The following is a 17,597-nucleotide window of genomic DNA, read 5'->3' on the forward strand; positions in this document are numbered from 1 at the left end:
CCACCGTCCAGCGGACAAGAGGAGCTGGCAATGACCGAGACCGCAGAGCGCGCAGTGCTGCGCGACACCGCCACCGCCGTCGTTCACGAGTCGTACGCCTTCGCGTGCATGCGTTGCGGGCACGGCTGGGAGCAGTCGTACGAGATAGAGCACCACAACGACGCCCAGGGGCGCGACTTCGTGATGTACGTGGCCGACGGCACGGTCGTGCCGTCCCCGCTGTCCAGGCCCACGTGCCAGAACTGCGACGGTCATGTCGTCCGGATCATGCGGGCGGGCCAGGTGTCGTCGGTGCGGGACGCCGAGCGTCGTCGGCACCTGCCAAAGCCCCGCCCGGTGGCGGACGCCGATGCCCCGGAAGCGGCGGAGGGACAGGACCAGCCGCACGACCACCACCACTGGCACCTGTCCGATCTGCTCCACCCGTTCCACCGCAAGGCGAGCTGACCTCCCCGCAGCGAGCCTGTGGGGCATGCCCCGATCGTGCGATGCGTGCGATTCGTAGGATCGGGGCATGCCCTCGAACGACAAGAACGCCGCGCCGCCGCTCCCCGAACCCCTCCGGGTGCCGGTCGCCGACTCGCACACCCACTTGGACATGCAGTCCGGCACCGTCGAGGAGGGCCTTGCGAAGGCCGCCTCCGTGGGGGTGACGACGGTCGTCCAGGTCGGCTGTGACATCAAGGGCTCCCGCTGGGCCGCCGAGACGGCCGAGCGGTACGAGGCCGTGCACGCGACTGTCGCTCTGCACCCGAACGAGGCGCCGCGCATCGTCCACGGCGACCCGGACGGCTGGTCCCGGCAGGGCGCGCGGACGCCCGGCGGCGACGCGGCGCTCGACGACGCCCTCACCGAGATCGACAGGCTGGCCGCGTTGCCGCAGGTCAAGGGCGTCGGGGAGACGGGGCTGGACTACTTCAGGACCGGGCCGGAGGGCAAGGCCGCCCAGGAGCGGTCCTTCCGCGCGCACATCGAGATCGCCAAACGGCACGGCAAGGCGCTGGTCATCCACGACCGCGACGCCCACGACGACGTGTTGCGGATCCTGAAGGAGGAGGGCGCGCCCGAGCGGACCGTCTTCCACTGCTACTCCGGCGACGCCGAGATGGCCGTGGTCTGCGCCGCGCACGGCTACTTCATGTCCTTCGCCGGGAACATGACCTTCAAGAACGCCCAGCCGCTGCGCGACGCCCTCGCCGTCGCGCCCCTCGAACTCGTCCTCGTGGAGACCGACGCGCCCTTCCTGACGCCCGCGCCGTACCGCGGACGGCCCAACGCGCCGTATCTCATTCCGGTCACGGTTCGGGCGATGGCCGAGGTGCGGGGCATCGACGAGGACGCCCTGGCGACGGCGATCGCGGCGAACACGGCGAGGGCGTTCGATTACTGACGGGTCACGTTCCGTCAGCCGTCCGAGGGACCCAAAAAGATGATCAGCGGCCCGTGTCGCGACACTGAGTGACCGCGTTGCTTTGGAGGGTGACCGGAGTCCGCTAGGTTCACGTCGCCCGACCCGGACCCGGATCCCCTCTGGAGCGTGTCGTCGTGAGCAATGCGCAGTCGCCGTACGAGGCCGAGACGCTGCCCTACGGGGTGTACGCGGACACCTACCGGCCCGCCTACGAGGATCGGCTCGGCCAGGAAGCCCCGGACGAGGGTGAGGATCCGCTAGGGGTCCACGATCCGGAAGGGGTCGACGATCCGGAAGGGGTCGACGATCCGGCCCGTGGGGGTGGTCGGAGCGTGTCCCGGCGGGCCGTGCGGCGACGCAGGCGGGCCGCCGCCGCCGACCGGCCCGGCTCGCTGCGGCGGCTGGTGCCGCAGGCCCTGGTGGTGGCCTTTCTCGCGGGCGGCACCTCCGCGTTCGTGGCGAAGGACAAGGCGATCGAGCTGACCGTCGACGGGCGGCCCCGCACGCTGCACACCTTCGCCGACGACGTCACCGAACTGCTCGCCGACGAAGGGGTCGCCTTCGGCGCGCACGATGTTGTCGCGCCCGCCCCCGGTACGGCGTTGAGCAGCGGGGACGAGGTCGCCGTGCACTACGGGCGACCCGTCGCCCTCACCCTCGACGGGCAGCGGCGCAGGGTATGGACGACCGCCCGCACGGTGGACGGGGCGCTTCAGCAGCTCGGGGTGCGTGCGGAGGGCGCGTACGTGTCGACCTCGCGCTCCCAGCGGATCGGGCGTGCGGGGCTGGAGCTGGACGTCCGTACCGAGCGCACCGTCACGATCATGGCGGACGGGCGGACGCGGACGATCCGTACGAACGCGGCGACCGTGGGGGAGGCCGTGGAGCAGGCCGGGGTCACCCTCCGCGGGGAGGACACCACCTCGGTCGAGTGGTCGAGTTTCCCCCGGGACGGGCAGACGGTGACCGTGTTGCGGGTGACCGGGTCCGAGGAGGTCCGGGAGACGCCGATTCCGTTCCGGGTGCGCCGGACCGAGGATCCCTCGCTCTTCCGGGGCACCGAGGTCGTGGAGCGGGCCGGTCGGCCGGGGGTGCGGCGGGTCACGTACGCGCTCCGGACGGTCAACGGGGTGCGGCAGCGGCCGCGGCTGGTGCGGAGCGAGGTCGTTCGTGAGCCGCAGGAACAGGTGGTGAAGGTGGGGACGAAGGCGATGCCGACGTCCGTGGCGGGGGCGGAGGGGTTGAACTGGGGTGGTCTCGCCGCGTGTGAGTCGGGAGGGCGGCCGAACGCGGTCGATCCCTCCGGGACGTACGGCGGGCTGTATCAGTTCGACACGCGGACGTGGCGGAGTCTGGGCGGGAGTGGGCGGCCTCAGGACGCGTCGGCGGCGGAGCAGACGATGCGGGCGAAGAAGTTGTATGTGCAGCGGGGGGCCAGTCCTTGGCCGCACTGCGGGGCTCGGTTGCGGGGTTAGGGCGCCTCATAACTCGGGGGTTCGGGTGCGATGGCGGGGGCGGCCCGGTGGGGCTTCTCGCGCAGTTCCCCGCGCCCCTAAAAACACCAGGCCCTGCGGGCCTGAAAGCCCAGGCCCTCGGGTCTGGAAGACCATGGTCCTGCGGGCCTGGAAAGCGACGGGGCTGCGGGCCTGAAAAGCGCGGGGCGCAGCCCCTGCTTTTCAGGGGCGCGGGGAACTGCGCGAGAAGCCCCACCGGGCCCGCACCCGCCGACGCACCCGCACCCCCGAGCTATCCGGCTCCCCCGTACCCTGGTGCCGTGAGCAGCCCCTCCCCCGACGCCCTCCTCGGCCCCGCCGACGTCCGCGAACTCGCCGCCGCGCTCGGCGTGCGTCCGACCAAGCAGCGCGGCCAGAACTTCGTGATCGACGCGAACACGGTTCGCCGCATCGTGCGGACCGCTGGCGTCCGCCCCGAGGACACCGTCGTCGAGGTGGGCCCGGGCCTCGGCTCGCTCACCCTCGCCCTGCTGGAGGTGGCGGACCGGGTCACGGCCGTCGAGATCGACGACGTACTCGCCGCCGCGCTGCCCGCCACGATCGCCGCCCGCATGCCCACCCGCGCCGGGCGCTTCGCCCTCGTCCACTCGGACGCGATGGACGTGACGGACCTCCCCGGCCCGGCCCCCACCGCCCTCGTCGCGAACCTCCCCTACAACGTCGCCGTGCCTGTGCTGCTGCACATGCTCGAGACCTTCCCCACCATCGAACGCACCCTCGTGATGGTCCAGGCCGAGGTCGCCGACCGGCTCGCCGCCGGACCGGGCTCGAAGGTGTACGGCGTGCCGTCGGTGAAGGCCAACTGGTACGCGGAGGTCAAGCGCGCCGGCGCGATCGGGCGGAACGTCTTCTGGCCGGCGCCGAACGTGGACAGCGGGCTCGTCTCCCTGGTCCGCCGTACGGAGCCGATCAAGACCACCGCCGCCAGGCGGGACGTGTTCGCGGTCGTCGACGCGGCCTTCGCCCAGCGGCGCAAGACCCTGCGGGCCGCCCTCGCCGGATGGGCCGGTTCCGCGGCCGCCGCCGAGGCCGCCCTCGTCGCCGCCGGGGTCTCCCCGCAGGCCCGCGGCGAGTCCCTGACGGTCGAGGAGTTCGCCGCCATCGCCGAGAACCGCGTCACCGAGGACGCCGGCGAGACCGGCCGATAAGCCGCCGCAAGCCAAGCCACCCCCAGCCCCACCACGAGGAGTCCCGTCAGTCGTGAGCGTCACCGTTCGCGTTCCCGCCAAGGTCAATGTGCAGCTCGCGGTCGGCGGTGCCCGGCCCGACGGGTTCCACGACCTGGCCAACGTCTTCCTCGCCGTCGGGCTGTACGACGAGGTCACCGCCACCCCCGCCGACGAACTGACCGTCACCTGCGAGGGCCCCGGCGCCGACCAGGTCCCCCTGGACCGGACCAACCTCGCCGCCCGCGCCGCGCTCGCGCTCGCGCGGCGGCACGGGATCGAGCCCGCCGTCCAGTTGCACATCGTCAAGGACATCCCCGTCGCCGGCGGCATGGCCGGCGGCAGCGCGGACGCGGCCGGCGCGCTGCTGGCCTGCGACACGCTCTGGGGCACGAACGCCTCCCGCAGCGAACTCCTCGACATCTGCGCCGAGTTGGGCAGCGATGTGCCGTTCAGTCTGGTGGGCGGGGCCGCCCTCGGGACGGGCCGGGGGGAGCGGCTTCGGCCCCTCGACGTGGGCGGGACCTTCAACTGGGTGTTCGCCGTCGCCGACGGCGGCCTCTCCACGCCCGCTGTCTACCGGGAGTTCGACCGGCTCCACGAGCACGACGTCGTCCCCGAGCCCGTCGCCTCCGAGGTGCTGCTCGACGCGCTCGCCAAAGGCGACGTGGACGCGCTCGCCGCGTTCCTGCCGGGCTCCAACGGCCTCCAGCCCGCCGCCCTCTCCCTCTTCCCGGAACTGGCCGACACCCTCGCCGCCGGCCACGCGGCGGGCGCGCTGGCCGCGCTCGTCTCCGGCTCGGGCCCGACCACGGCCTTCCTCGCCCGGGACGCGGAGTCGGCCCGTGCCGTCGCCGACGGTCTCCTGGCGTCCGGTACGTGCAAGTCCGCCCGCGTGGCCGCCTCGCCCGCGCCGGGCGCGACCGTGGTTCGGGGTGGACAACCGTAGGTGCTCAGACGTGAGTCGCGTACGGGAGCGTACTCAGACGTGAGGTGAGTACGGGAGCGCTGCCGCCCACCCCGGCGCCCGCGCGACCGTACTCCCATGACCGCAACAGCCAGCGCAACGGCCGGCGCGACAGCCGGCGCACGGGCCGGCGCGAGCGAACTCGCCGCCGCCACCCCGGCCACCCGGGACCGGTACGTCGACCTCCTCCGCGTCGCCTCCCTCGGCACGGTCGTCCTCGGCCACTGGCTGATGGCGGCCGTGACCACCGGAAACGGCGGCGGCGTCGAGGTGGGCAACCTGCTCGCCGTCGAGCCGGGCCTGCAGATCCTCACCTGGGCCCTGCAGATCATGCCGGTGTTCTTCTTCGTCGGCGGCTTCTCGCACGCCCTCTCCTACCGCTCGCTCAGCCGGAAGGCACCGGACGGCGCCTCCGTCTACCCCGCGTTCCTCCGGGCCCGCCTGCAGCGGCTGTTGCGGCCCACCATGGTCTTCATAGGCGTGTGGGGCGCCGCCGCCGTGCTCCTCCATCTCGCGGGCCGGGGCGGCGGACTGCTCGACGTGGCGCTGCGGCTCGTCGCCCAACCGCTGTGGTTCATCGGGATCTATCTGGCGATGGTCGCCTTCACGCCTCCGCTGTTGAGGCTGCACGAACGGTTCGGCTGGGGCGCGTTCGGCGGGCTGGTCGCGGCCGCCGCGCTCGTGGACGTCCTGCGCTTCACGCTCGATGTGCCCTTCGTCGAGTTCCTCAACTTCGCCTTCGTGTGGCTGGCGATCCACCAACTCGGGTTCCTGCGTGCCGACGGGCGGCTGACGCGGCCGTATCTGCTCGCCGGTGCCGGGCTCGCGGGGGCCGCGCTGCTGGTGGCGTACGGGCCGTATCCGCTGTCGATGGTCGGGATGCCGGGCGAGAAGGTGTCGAACATGGCGCCGCCGACCTTCGCGCTGCTGTGCCACGGGCTGTGGCTGGTCGGCGCGGTGGAGTGGGTGCGCGGGCCGGTCGCGCGGTGGCTGGAGCGGCCGAAGGTGTGGCGGACGGTCGTGGCGGCCAACGGCATCTCGATGACCGCGTTCCTGTGGCATCTTTCGGCCATGCTCGGGGTGTACGGCGTACTGCTCGCCCTGGACGTCGACCTGCCCACGCCCGCGACGGGTGCCTGGTGGGCCCAACTACCCCTGCGGATCGGGGCCGCGGCCGTCCTCACGGCGGTTCTCGTCGCCGCCTTCCGGAGCTTCGAACGGCCTGCGGCCCGCCCCTCCCGGACGCCGTCTCAGCCATCTCTGTCGAGCCGTTCCAGCAGGTCGGGGGCGTATTACGGGCCTGCCGCGGCTCTCGGGGTGACGCTGTGTCTGTTCGGGGTGCTGGGGCTCTCCATGGTCGGATTCGGTGGGTTGTTCGAGGGGCGTACGGCCCTGTTGATCGCCGTTCAGGTCAGCGCGCCGGTGGCCGTGGCCATGACGCTCGCCGGATGGGCGCTGGTGGAACTCATTGGTCGTGGCACACGGTCAAGTGCCTGACCGGAGGGGTCCGGTGGAGGAAATGTGCAGGTCACGCAATGGTCTGCCAAACCCCTCAGTTTGTAACCCACGCCACAGTACTTTAATGTTCACGGAAGTCCCTTCTGGTCCTCTTCGGGTGATTCGTCGCTCATTTTCGGGTGGCATGATCTCGATCCCCGGTGCCTCGTTACCGGCGGTACTTCCCGTGTGCGTGGTGTCGTCCCCGCGGCGGGCGAGAGGGGTTCCTCGTGGAACACATGGACCACTTCAGTGCCGGATGGGTCACTCCCGTCCTCTCCTACGTCATGGCCTGCGTCGGCTCCGCGCTCGGACTGCGCTGCACCGTCAGGGCACTTGAGGCCGAGGGCGCCTCCAAGCGGAACTGGCTCACGCTGGCGTCGTTCGCGATCGGCTCCGGCATCTGGACCATGCATTTCGTCGCGATGATGGGCTTCGGCGTGCAGGGCACCCCGATCCGCTACGACGTCCCCATGACCGTTCTCAGCCTGGTCATGGCGATCGCCGTGGTCAGCGCCGGTGTCTTCACCGTCGGTTACGGCCGCTCCCGGATCCGCGCGGTGGCCTTCGGCGGCCTAGGCACCGGCCTCGGCGTGGCCGCGATGCACTACACCGGCATGGCCGCGCTCAACCTGCACGGCGAGGTCAGCTACGACCCCTCCCTGGTCATCGCCTCCGTGGTGATCGCCGTCGTCGCCGCGACCGCGGCGCTCACGCTCACGCTGATCGTGCGGGGCGGGGTGCTCGCCGCGATCGCCGCGCTGGTCATGGGGCTCGCGGTGAGCAGCATGCACTACACCGCGATGTACGCCGTGAGCATCGATCTCGCGCCCAGTACGGCTCAGTTGGCGGGGGCGACCGCCACGGAGTTCCTGTTTCCGCTGGCCGTGCTGCTGGGGTCGTTCCTCTTCCTGACCTCGGCGTACGTGGCGCTTTCGCCGACGGGCAAGCGGGCGGAGTCCTCCTTCGCCGACGAGCTGTTGCGTGAGGTCGAGCTGTCGACGGCGTGAACGCTCCGCTGTGAGCGCCGTATTTGTCTGCGGGCCGGTGGGGGCTGGTCGCGCAGTTCCCCGCGCCCCTCACGGGGCGCTCCCCTAGCGAGGTCCCCACATGAAAATCTTCAGTGCAACCACCCGGCTCCTGCGTCCCAGATCCGTGCGGGCGAAGATCGTCGCCCTGTTGATGCTGCCGATCGTGTCGTTGATGGCGTTGTGGAGCTATGCCGCCGTGACGACCGTGGCCGCCATCGGTGACACCGAGCGGGCCAAGGACGTCAACAGCGAACTGCTGGCGCCGGTCGCCGAGTTCGTGACCGCGCTGCAGGGCGAGCGGACGGCCGCGATGCGGTACTCCGCCAAGCGCACCGAGACAGGTCTCGACGACCTGAGGGCCGATCAGCAGACCACCGACAAGGCCGTGACGGCGCTCCGCGCGGGCCTCAGCTCCTCCAGTTCGGACGCCGCCCTCATCGACCCGGGGCTGCCCGACCGCCTGGACACCCTCGAAGCCGACTTCAGCGACCTCGCCGCCCTGCGCGCGGACACCACCGGGTCGGGCGCGCGGGACGCGGTGTCGACGGCGTACACCAGGTACTCCACCGTCATCGACCACGCCTTCGCCGTGACCGGCGCGCTCACCAGCGAGAAGGGCACCGACGCGACCTCCGAGGCGCGGGTCGTCCTCGAACTCTCCCGGGCCCGCGACGCCGTGGCCCGCGAGCAGGCGCTGCTGGCCGCCGCCACCGCGTCCGGGACGCTGGGCAAGGAGCAGTACGCGCTGTTCGTCGGCGCCGTCGCCACCCAGCGCGAGCTGCTGAGGCCGGCCGTCGCCGACCTCAAGGCCGAGCACCGGCCCGCGTACGACGTGCTGCTGGACAGCGACAGCTACGCCGCCCTCGGCAAGGTCGAGGACGGGGTGACCGACGCCGGCGCGGGACCGGTGTCGACGGCCGTGCTGAAGGACTGGGATGCCTCCTCGAAGGCCGTGCTGGAGGGCCTGGCCGCGGCCGAGGAGGACGCGGGAACGGGCGCGGCGGCCAAGGCGGACGTCTTCGGCTGGGACACGCTCGGCGCGTCCGGCGTCGCCGTCGTCCTCGGCCTCGCCGGTGTGCTCCTGTCGCTGCTGGTCTCCGTGGGCGTCGGGCGCGGCCTCATCGTCGAGCTCCTCGACCTGCGCAACTCCGCCCTGGAGGTCGCCGGGCGCCGGCTGCCGCAAGCGATGCGCAAGCTGCACGCCGGGCAGGGCGTCGACATCGACGCCGAGGCCCCGATGCGGCGCCTCGCCGGTGACGAACTCGCCCAGGTGGGCACCGCGCTCACGGCCGTGCAGCGGGCCGCACTCAAGGCGGCCTCCGAGCGCGCCGAACTCCTCAGCGGCATCTCCGGGGTGTATGTCAGCCTCGCCCGCCGCAGCCAGGTGCTGCTGCACCGGCAGCTCGACCTGCTCAGCGTGATGGAGCAGCGCCAGCAGCAACAGCAGAACCACGCCGAGCTGTACGACCTGTACCGGATCGACTACCTCGCCACGCGGATGCGGCGCCACTCCGAGTCGCTGCTCATCCTGTCGGGGATCGCGCCCGGCCGGGGCTGGCGCGACCCGATCGCGCTGACGGACGTCCTGCGGGCCGCCGTCGCCGAGATCGAGGACGCGACCCGGATCCAGGTGTGGGCCGTACCGAAGGTGTCGCTGAACGGCGGTTCCGTCGCCGACGTCATCCATCTGCTCGCCGAACTCGTCGAGAACGCCGCCGCGTTCTCCCCGCCCTCCACCAAGGTGCAGCTGCGCGCGGCCCGGCTGCGGGACGGCATCCTCATCGAGGTCGAGGACAGCGGCTTCGGCATGAACGAGGAGGCGATGGCCGAGGCCAACGCCAAGCTCCGGTCCGAGAAGGTGGACCTCCTCGACGCCAAGCAGATCGGCCTGTTCGTGGTGAACCGGCTCGCCGACCGCCAGGGGCTGCGCGTCGAATTGCGGCAGTCGACCGACGGAGGCGTCGCCGCGGCCGTCTTCATCCCCGAGAACCTGATCCGCGACGACATGCCCGTCCACCGGGAGTCCGCCAACGACGGCCGTTCCCTGGCCCCGGCGGCGGCGCTGATCCAGCAGCGGCGGCGGTAGGGGGCTCACGAGGCCGCCGTGCGCCCCGGGAGGAGGTGTCCCCGGGGCGCACGGCCTTCGTGTGCGATCTCCCGTACGGCTACGCGTGGGCGACCGCCGCTCCGGTGGGGCTTCTCGTGCAGTTCCCCGCGCCCCTGAAAACCAGGGGCTGCGCCCGATGCTTTTCAGGCCCGCAGGGGCCTGAAGCTTTCAGGGGCGCGGGGAACTGCGCGAGAAGCCCCACCCACCCGCACCCGACGGTGTACCCCCACGCCGCCCCCACCCCCCGCCGTACTCCCCCCTCCGTACACCCGAATACTCCCGCCGGCAGACGCCCCGCCGCCCCACCCCCGGCACCGTGGCACACATGAAGACGAACCCCCGCCCCCTGCGCCGCCCCGCCCGCCGCGCCCTGCTCGTCGTGCATGTCGTCGTCTCCGCCGGCTGGCTCGGGCTCACCCTCGGCCTGCTCGTGCTCGGCGTCACCGCGGCTACCACGTCGTCCGCGGCCGCGGACGAGGCGTCCGTCCGTGCCATGAAGCTGTTCGCCGACTGGCTCCTGATCCCGGTCGGCCTGCTGACGTTCACCAGCGGTCTGGTGCTGTCGCTCGGCACCCCCTGGGGCCTGGCCCGCCACCGCTGGGTGTACACCAAGTTCTGGCTGACCCTGGCCACCCTCACCGCCACCGTCCTCGCCCTGCGCCCCGGCGTGAACGCGGCCGTCACCGCCGTCGCGGCAGGCGGCCCGCTGCCCGACGCCGGGGACGTCCTCATGGGCCCGGTCGTCTCCCTCTCCGCGTACGTCTTCATGACCGTGATCTCGGTGCTCAAGCCCTGGGGCCTCACCCGGCGCGGCCGCCGCCTGCGTGCGACCGCCCGCCGCCCCGTCACACCCGTGCGCCCCGCCGACTACCCTGGAGGGTCGATCGTCCCCGTGGCAGGAGAGTAATGGCCGTCAACCTGGTCAATGTCGAGAACGTCAGCAAGGTGTACGGCACCCGGGCCCTGCTCGACGGGGTCTCGCTCGGCGTCTCCGAAGGGGACCGGATCGGCGTCGTGGGGCGGAACGGGGACGGCAAGACCACCCTGATCCGGATGCTCGCCAAGCTGGAGGAGGCCGACACCGGCCGGGTCACCCACTCCGGCGGCATCCACGTAGGCGTGCTCACCCAGCACGACTCCCTCGACCCCACCGCCACCGTCCGGCACGAGGTCATCCGGGACATGGCGGACCACGAGTGGGCGGGCAACGCCAAGATCAGGGACGTACTGACGGGACTCTTCGGCGGCCTGGACCTGCCCGGCTTCCCGCAGGGCCTCGACACCGTCATCGGCCCCCTCTCCGGCGGTGAGCGGCGGCGCATCGCGCTCGCCAAGCTGCTCATCGAGGAGCAGGACCTGATCGTCCTCGACGAGCCCACCAACCACCTGGACGTCGAAGGCATCTCCTGGCTCGCGAACCATCTGCGCGAGCGCCGCTCCGCCCTCGTCTGCGTCACCCACGACCGCTGGTTCCTGGACCAGGTCTGCACCCGCATGTGGGACGTGCAGAAGGGCACGGTCTTCGAGTACGAGGGCGGCTACTCCGACTACGTCTTCGCCCGCGCCGAGCGGGAGCGGATCGCCGCCACCGAGGAGACCAAGCGGCAGAACCTGGTCCGCAAGGAGCTGGCCTGGCTGCGGCGCGGCGCCCCCGCCCGTACGTCGAAGCCGCGCTTCCGCGTCGAGGCGGCCAACGAGCTGATCGCGGACGTGCCGCCGCCGCGCGATACCAGCGAGCTGATGAAGTTCGCGTCGACCCGGCTCGGCAAGACCGTGTTCGACCTGGAGAACGTCACCGTGCAGGCCGGGCCGAAGGTGCTGCTGAAGCACCTGACCTGGCAGCTCGGGCCGGGCGACCGCATCGGCCTCGTCGGCGTCAACGGGGCCGGCAAGACCTCCTTGCTGCGGGCCATGGCGGAGGCCGCGCGCAGCGAGGGGGAGAAGCAGCCGGCCGCCGGGCGGGTCGTCACCGGCAAGACCGTCAAGCTCGCGTACCTCTCCCAGGAGGTCGCCGAGCTGGACCCGAACCTGCGCGTCCTCCAGGCCGTGCAGCAGATCCGCGACCGCGTCGACCTCGGCAAGGGGCGCGAGATGACGGCGGGGCAGCTCTGCGAGACCTTCGGCTTCAACAAGGAGAAGCAGTGGACGCCGGTGGGCGACCTCAGCGGTGGTGAGCGGCGGCGGTTGCAGCTGCTGCGGCTGCTGATGGACGAGCCCAACGTCCTCTTCCTCGACGAGCCGACGAACGACCTCGACATCGAGACGCTCACGCAGCTGGAGGACCTGCTCGACGGGTGGCCGGGGTCGATGATCGTGATCTCCCACGACCGGTTCTTCATCGAGCGGACCACGGACAAGGTGTTCGCGCTGCTCGGTGACGCGGCGCTGCGGATGCTGCCGCGGGGGATCGACGAGTACATCGAGCGGCGCCACGCGATGGAGGAGGCGGCGGCCGCGGCCGCGGGGGTGGCCGTGAAGCCCGCCGCCGAGGCCGCGCAGAAGAGTGCCGCCGACGCGCGTGCCGCGAAGAAGGAACTCCAGAAGATCGAGCGGCAGTTGGACAAGGTCTCCGAGAAGGAGGCGAAGTTGCACGCGCAGATCGCCGAGAACGCGACCGACTTCTCGAAGGTGGGAGAGCTGGACGCCGAGTTGAGGGCGTTGCTGGGCGAGAAGGAGGAGCTGGAGATGCGGTGGCTTGAACTGGCGGATGACGCGTAGCGGTCGAGCCGGGCGGCCACTCGTCGTTGGGGCTGGCGTTCGAGGCCGAGTGCCGACCGTCCGGGGCTGATCGCGCAGTTCCCCGCGCCCCTTCGGGGCGCTCCTCAGCCCTCTTGTTGGGCCTATCAAGACCCCGCGCACGTCCCGTGAAGGGGGCGTGAAGGAGCGTAACGGGCGTATCACGGGCCGGTTCTCCCTTGGGAACAGGGGAGCGACCGGCCCCATGTGCGAGCACGTCGCAGTGATAGAAAGAGCCGTCTGAGAACGGTCTGAGAAGCGACACCACGCGTGGTCACGGGTGGCTCGAAAGCAGCGAACAGGGGGAAAGCGCTGATGGTTCAGCCGCCCGATCATCCGCCGCAGGGTGGTTACGGAGTTCCGCAGAATCCACCACCGCCGTCGCAGCCGCAACAACCGCAGCAACAGCAACAGCCGTACGGCTACCCGCAGACGCCCCCGCCGCAGGGCCCGCCCGCACCCGCCCCCGGCTACGGCTACCCCCCTCAGCAGCAGCCGCCCGCGCAGCCGGGTCCGTACACCCAGCCCGGCCCGTACGGCCGGCCGCAGCAGCCCGGCCCGTACGCGCAGCCCGGCCCGTACAACCCGGCGTCGCAGGCCGGTTACGGCTACCCGCAGTCGCAGTACGCGGGCGCGCCCACGCCCCCGCCGGTCGGTGGCGGCGCCGGAGGGTCGAAGAACCCCTTCAAGGGCAGGCCCGCGATGGTCGTCGGGGCGGCCGTGGCCGCGCTGCTCGTGGTCGGCGGCGCCGTGTTCGCCGTCACGACCCTCGGGGACGACGGCGAGAAGAAGCCCGTCGCCAAGGAGAGCACCGGCCCGTCCGAGGACGACAAGCCCTCCGACGCACCCTCCGCGCCCGTCAACCCTGGCGACGGCAGCGGCGACGGCGGCGAGGACCTCGACATCTCCGATTTCAACGCCGACCGCAAGGACGGCGAGGCGAAGGTCCTCTGGTACAAGAGCGCGCCCGACGCCCCCGGTTCCGGCGCGAGCGCCCCCGGCCTGTGGGTCACCGACAAGGTCGCGGTGAAGCCCGCGTACAAGCAGCTGTTCGCCTACAACGTGGGTGACGGCGACCCGGCCTGGGACCCGATCGAGTTCCCCGGCAAGATCTGCGCGGTCACCCCGGAGGCGACCGCCGACGACCGGGCCGTGATCGCGTACCAGAAGAGCACCTCGAAGAACGCCGAGTGCGACCAGCTCCAGCAGATCGACCTGAACACCGGCGCCAAGGGGTGGTCGGCCCAGCTGGAGAAGGGCGACCTGTTCGACAGCGCCCACAGCGTCTCCCTGGCCGTCGCCGGCGACACGCTCATGGTGGGCCGTTCGCAGTCCGGGACGGCGTACGACATCAACTCCGGCAAGAAGCTGTTCGACAAGAAGACCTACGGCCAGTCCTGCTACCCGTCCGGGTTCGCGGGCGGCGCGCGGCTGGTCGTCGTCTCCTCCTGCGCGGTGACCACCGACAAGGAGCACGACGAGGTCCAGGAGCTGGACCCGAGGACCGGCAAGGCCAAGTGGACGCGCAAGATCCCCAAGGGCTGGAAGGTCGAGAACGCGTACTCCGTGGACCCGCTCGTCCTCTACCTCACCAACGAGGAAGAGAACACCTGGAACATCTCCACGTTCAAGGCCGACGGATCGACCCGTTCGCAGGTCGACTCCGACGCCTCGTTCGCCCCCGAGTGCGATGGCGGGATCCTTTCCGGGAACCTCGCCGGCTGCACCGGCGTGGCGAGCGACGCGAACACGCTCTACCTGCCGACCGAGGAGAAGGACGGCACGAACCAGATCGTCGCGCTGAACCTCGCCACCGGCAAGGAGAAGTGGCGCGTCAAGTCGCCCTCCGCCGACGCGGCCGTCGAGCCGCTGCGGACCGAGAGCGGGAAGCTGATCGCGTACGTCGGGCCGTCGTCGGACGCGGGCGGCCGGATCGTGTCGTTCCCGACCACGGGCGGCAGCCCCGCGGCCACCGAGCTGCTGCGGATGCCGGCGAGCGCCGCGGCGATCGAGAGTTCCTTCTACTCGAAGGCCATCGACTACGTGGACGGGCGCTTCTACATCTCCTCGACCCTGCTCAGCGGTGCCGACGAGTCGAAGGAGAAGTTGATGCTGGCCTACGGCAAGTGACAGCCCCGCTCGTCCCCCACCCGACCACCGAGATCCGCTCCGAGGTATCCACGTCATGACGCAGCCGCCGCCCCCGCCGAACCAGCCGCCGGGCCCGCCCCCGAACCAGCCGCCCGCCCAGTCCCTGTCCAAGGACCAGCCCCCGGCGCAGGGCCAGCCGCCCGCTCAGCCTCCGGCCCAGCCCCCCGCCCCGGGGCAGCAGCCCCCGCAGAGCCCCCCGCCGCAGGGTGGTTTCGGCGCGCCCACACCCCCGCCGGCCGGCGGCTTCGGCGCCCCGACGCCTCCGCCGCAGGGCCCGCCCGCGCCGGCCCCGGGCTACGGCTACCCGCAGACGCCCCCGCCGCAGCAGCCCGGCTACGGCTACCCGGGCCAGCCCGGCCAGCCGGGCCAGCCGGGTCCCTACGGCCAGCCGCAGCCCGGCCCGTACGGCCAGCAGCCGCAGCCGGGTCCCTATGGACAGCAGCCGTACGGCTACCAGCCGCAGACCATGCCGATGCAGCCGCAGGTGGGCCACCCGGGCGGTCCCGGCGGCCCCGGCGGCAAGAAGAAGCTGAACTCCGCGGCGATCATCATCACCGCGGCGGTCGCGGCCATCGCGCTCATCGTCGGCGGTGGCGTCTACATCGCCACCTCCAGCGGTGACGACGACAACGGCAAGAACGACACCGCCAGTTCGGAGGGCACCTCCGGCGGCAAGGACGACACCAAGGGCGACGACGACGGCGGCTCCTCGTCCGGCGGTTCGTCCTCCGGCGGCGTGGAGATCCCGAGCACCGCGCAGGAGAAGGCACCGGCCAGCCCCAGCGCGAAGATCCTCTTCCAGGTGCCCGCGCACGAGGTCAAGGAAAAGCTCCAGATCGACAGCGTCAAGGGCTCCTGGCTGACGAAGACCACGTACGCCAAGTCCGCGCTCAACAAGATCGTCGGCTACGACCCGGACAGCGGCAAGACCAAGTGGACGCTGGACCTGTCCGGCCAGACCTGCGCGGGCTCCCGTGAGATCACCACCGAGGGCATCGCCGTCGTGGTGACCGAGGCGGCCAAGCGCAAGAACAACGACGACCGCCAGCCCTGCACCGAGGTCACCGCGTTCAACGTCGAGACCGGCAAGGAGGTGTGGACCAAGAACGCCGACCTCAGCGGCAGCAAGGTGCCGTTCGGCGAGGTCACCATCTCCGGTACGACGGTCGCCGCGGCCGGCGGCTACTCCGGTGGCGCCGCGTTCGACGTCAACTCCGGCAAGGTGCTGTGGTCGCCGAAGGCCGGTCAGTGCACCGACGAGGGCTACGCGGGCGGCGCCCAGCTGATCGCGGTCCGCAAGTGCGGCGACTACGGCAGCGAGACCTTCGAGATCCAGCTGCTCGACCCGAAGTCGGGCAGCGTCAAGTGGACGTACAAGGTGCCCTCCGGCATCCAGCGCGCCAAGGTCATCTCCACCAACCCCGTCGTCTTCGGTGTGGTGACGGGCAGCGACGTCCCGCTGACCGGCACGACCGACATCTTCTCCCTCGACGACAAGGGCAAGCTGCGCGCCAAGATCTCCATCCCGGACGACAAGTACGAGTACGAGTGCCCGGTCCGCGGTGTCTGGGCCTGCCGGGGCATCTACGTCGGCAACGACAAGGTGTACATGCCGACCAAGAGCCACGACGGCACCGGCTCCTACAGCTCCACCAACGAGATCGTCTCCTTCTCGCTGGCCACGGGGAAGCCCACCGGTGACCGCGTGGACGCGGGCGACGACCACGAGCTGTTCCCGATCCGCATGGACGGGCCGAACATCATCGCCTACAAGGACGGCCCGTACGACAAGGGCGCCCAGATCGTCTCCGTCGACGGCAAGACGCTGAAGCAGACCAAGCTCCTGGAGACCCCGGCCACCGAGTCGGTGCTCCGCGCGATCAGCGCCATGACGCCGACGATGAGCGAGATGCTCTACACCGACGGACGCTGGTTCATCGGCTCCGAACTGGTCAGCAAGCCCTACTCGGACGACGAGAAGGAGTACACGGCGCTCGGTTTCGGGGCGAAGTAACCCCACGCGCCCCCTCGGCCTCGTTCCACGGCCCCGCCCCAGCTCAGGGGCGGGGCCGTGCACGTATCCCTCATCACGCTCGAATCGGAGGGAATTTCGGTAATCCGGGCACTTCTCTCCCGTAGGGGGAGCGCAACGTCGAACAAGCGTGTAGCTTCCGGGGGCATGAAGAGCGGGCGTCGACGGGCGAGTCGACGGGAAGTCGGGGGGCTTCTGTCCGCGAGGTCCGGTGGGCAGCCATAGTGGGCAACCATCTGGGGGACTGTGGGGGACTGGGGGGTGGGGTGGCTCGATGGGAGTGCGGCTCATGGTGGTCGACGACCACCGACTGCTGGCCGAGGCGTTGGCCTCGGCCTTGAAGCTGCGGGGACACCGGGTGCTGGCGGCGGCGGCGCCTGCCGCGGGCGCGGCGGAGCTGGTGATCACCAGGGCACCGGAGGTGTGCCTGATCGGTACGGCGACACCCGCCGAGCCGGGGATCTTCGACCCGGTGGTGAAGATCAAGCGCGAACGCCCGCAGGTGGCGGTACTGGTCCTCGGTCCGGTGCCCAACCCGCGCGGCATCGCGGCGGCGTTCGCCGCGGGAGCCTCCGGCTACGTGCGGCACGACGAACGCATCGAGGGCGTGGAACGCGCCATCATGAAGGCCCGAGCGGGCGAGGCGGCGGTAGCACCCCAACTCCTCCAGAGCGCCTTCGGTGAACTCCTCAACCCCGCCGCCCAGCCGGACGACGAGGGTCAGCGCCTGCTCCAGATGCTGACTCCGCGCGAGGTCGAGGTCCTGGTCCGCGTCGCGGACGGCGAGGACACGCGTCTGATCGCGGCGGGCATGGGCATCGCCCCGTCGACGGCCCGCACGCACGTCCAACGCGTCCTGATGAAGCTGGGCGTCGGCTCCCGCCTGGAGGCGGCGGCGCTCGCGGCCCGCACGGGGTTGCTGGACCGGGCGGGGCCGGTGCCCCCGGGGGTGCCCGGGGGCGGAGTGTAGGGCCGCTGCGCGGCC

13 protein-coding genes and 1 pseudogene are annotated in these 17,597 nt (G+C 71.5%); all 14 read left to right on the top strand.

The genetic code is table 11. The features are described 5' to 3' along the window. Positions 1 to 30: 30 nt before the first annotated feature. The 14 genes and pseudogenes from PUR53_RS03640 (at position 31) to PUR53_RS03700 (ending at position 17,582) form a co-directional block, all read left to right on the top strand. Positions 31 to 447: a hypothetical protein gene (locus PUR53_RS03640; RefSeq protein ID WP_329895427.1), complete on the top strand. Its 417-nt coding sequence runs from the start codon at positions 31 to 33 to the stop codon at positions 445 to 447. Between the two features lie 67 nt (positions 448 to 514). Then, a complete protein-coding gene (locus PUR53_RS03645) occupies positions 515 to 1,390 on the top strand; it encodes a TatD family hydrolase (RefSeq protein WP_329895428.1) in 876 nt (291 codons plus the stop codon). A 155-nt stretch (positions 1,391 to 1,545) separates the two neighbouring features. Continuing rightward, positions 1,546 to 2,886 carry a ubiquitin-like domain-containing protein gene (locus PUR53_RS03650; RefSeq protein WP_329895429.1) on the top strand — a complete coding sequence of 447 codons (1,341 nt, stop codon included), beginning with the start codon at positions 1,546 to 1,548 and terminating at the stop codon, positions 2,884 to 2,886. A 299-nt stretch (positions 2,887 to 3,185) separates the two neighbouring features. Beyond that, on the top strand, positions 3,186 to 4,073 hold the full coding sequence (gene rsmA, locus PUR53_RS03655; RefSeq protein WP_329907369.1) for a 16S rRNA (adenine(1518)-N(6)/adenine(1519)-N(6))-dimethyltransferase RsmA: 888 nt from the start codon (positions 3,186 to 3,188) through the stop codon (positions 4,071 to 4,073). Between the two features lie 52 nt (positions 4,074 to 4,125). Further along, positions 4,126 to 5,040, top strand: coding sequence for a 4-(cytidine 5'-diphospho)-2-C-methyl-D-erythritol kinase (locus PUR53_RS03660; protein ID WP_329907370.1), 915 nt, complete (start codon positions 4,126 to 4,128; stop codon positions 5,038 to 5,040). A gap of 96 nt (positions 5,041 to 5,136) precedes the next feature. Further along, on the top strand, positions 5,137 to 6,555 hold the full coding sequence (locus PUR53_RS03665; RefSeq protein WP_329907371.1) for an acyltransferase family protein: 1,419 nt from the start codon (positions 5,137 to 5,139) through the stop codon (positions 6,553 to 6,555). 230 nt (positions 6,556 to 6,785) lie between these two features. Further along, complete coding sequence (locus PUR53_RS03670; protein WP_329895433.1) at positions 6,786 to 7,565, top strand: MHYT domain-containing protein; 780 nt, start codon at positions 6,786 to 6,788, stop codon at positions 7,563 to 7,565. 100 nt (positions 7,566 to 7,665) lie between these two features. After that, a complete protein-coding gene (locus tag PUR53_RS03675) occupies positions 7,666 to 9,672 on the top strand; it encodes a sensor histidine kinase (RefSeq protein ID WP_329907372.1) in 2,007 nt (668 codons plus the stop codon). Positions 9,673 to 10,018: 346 nt separating this feature from the next. Beyond that, complete coding sequence (locus PUR53_RS03680; protein WP_329907373.1) at positions 10,019 to 10,600, top strand: DUF2269 domain-containing protein; 582 nt, start codon at positions 10,019 to 10,021, stop codon at positions 10,598 to 10,600. Then, positions 10,600 to 11,016: pseudogene (locus tag PUR53_RS48065) on the top strand (ATP-binding cassette domain-containing protein); the annotation flags it as partial. The gene PUR53_RS03680 and the pseudogene PUR53_RS48065, both read left to right, overlap by 1 nt. A 171-nt stretch (positions 11,017 to 11,187) precedes the next feature. Continuing rightward, the gene (locus tag PUR53_RS03685; protein WP_443078049.1) at positions 11,188 to 12,411 is read left to right on the top strand and encodes an ABC-F family ATP-binding cassette domain-containing protein; all 1,224 of its coding nucleotides are present in this window, start codon (positions 11,188 to 11,190) and stop codon (positions 12,409 to 12,411) included. 333 nt (positions 12,412 to 12,744) lie between these two features. Continuing rightward, on the top strand, positions 12,745 to 14,559 hold the full coding sequence (locus PUR53_RS03690; RefSeq protein WP_329907374.1) for an outer membrane protein assembly factor BamB family protein: 1,815 nt from the start codon (positions 12,745 to 12,747) through the stop codon (positions 14,557 to 14,559). Positions 14,560 to 14,614: 55 nt separating this feature from the next. Continuing rightward, positions 14,615 to 16,594, top strand: a complete 1,980-nt coding sequence (locus tag PUR53_RS03695) for an outer membrane protein assembly factor BamB family protein (protein ID WP_329907375.1) — start codon at positions 14,615 to 14,617, stop codon at positions 16,592 to 16,594. Between the two features lie 292 nt (positions 16,595 to 16,886). Beyond that, positions 16,887 to 17,582: a helix-turn-helix transcriptional regulator gene (locus PUR53_RS03700; protein ID WP_329895439.1), complete on the top strand. Its 696-nt coding sequence runs from the start codon at positions 16,887 to 16,889 to the stop codon at positions 17,580 to 17,582. Positions 17,583 to 17,597: the final 15 nt, after the last annotated feature.

It is taken from the genome of Streptomyces sp. SP18BB07 (assembly GCF_036322545.1).
Taxonomy (GTDB): Bacteria; Actinomycetota; Actinomycetes; order Streptomycetales; family Streptomycetaceae; genus Streptomyces; species Streptomyces deccanensis.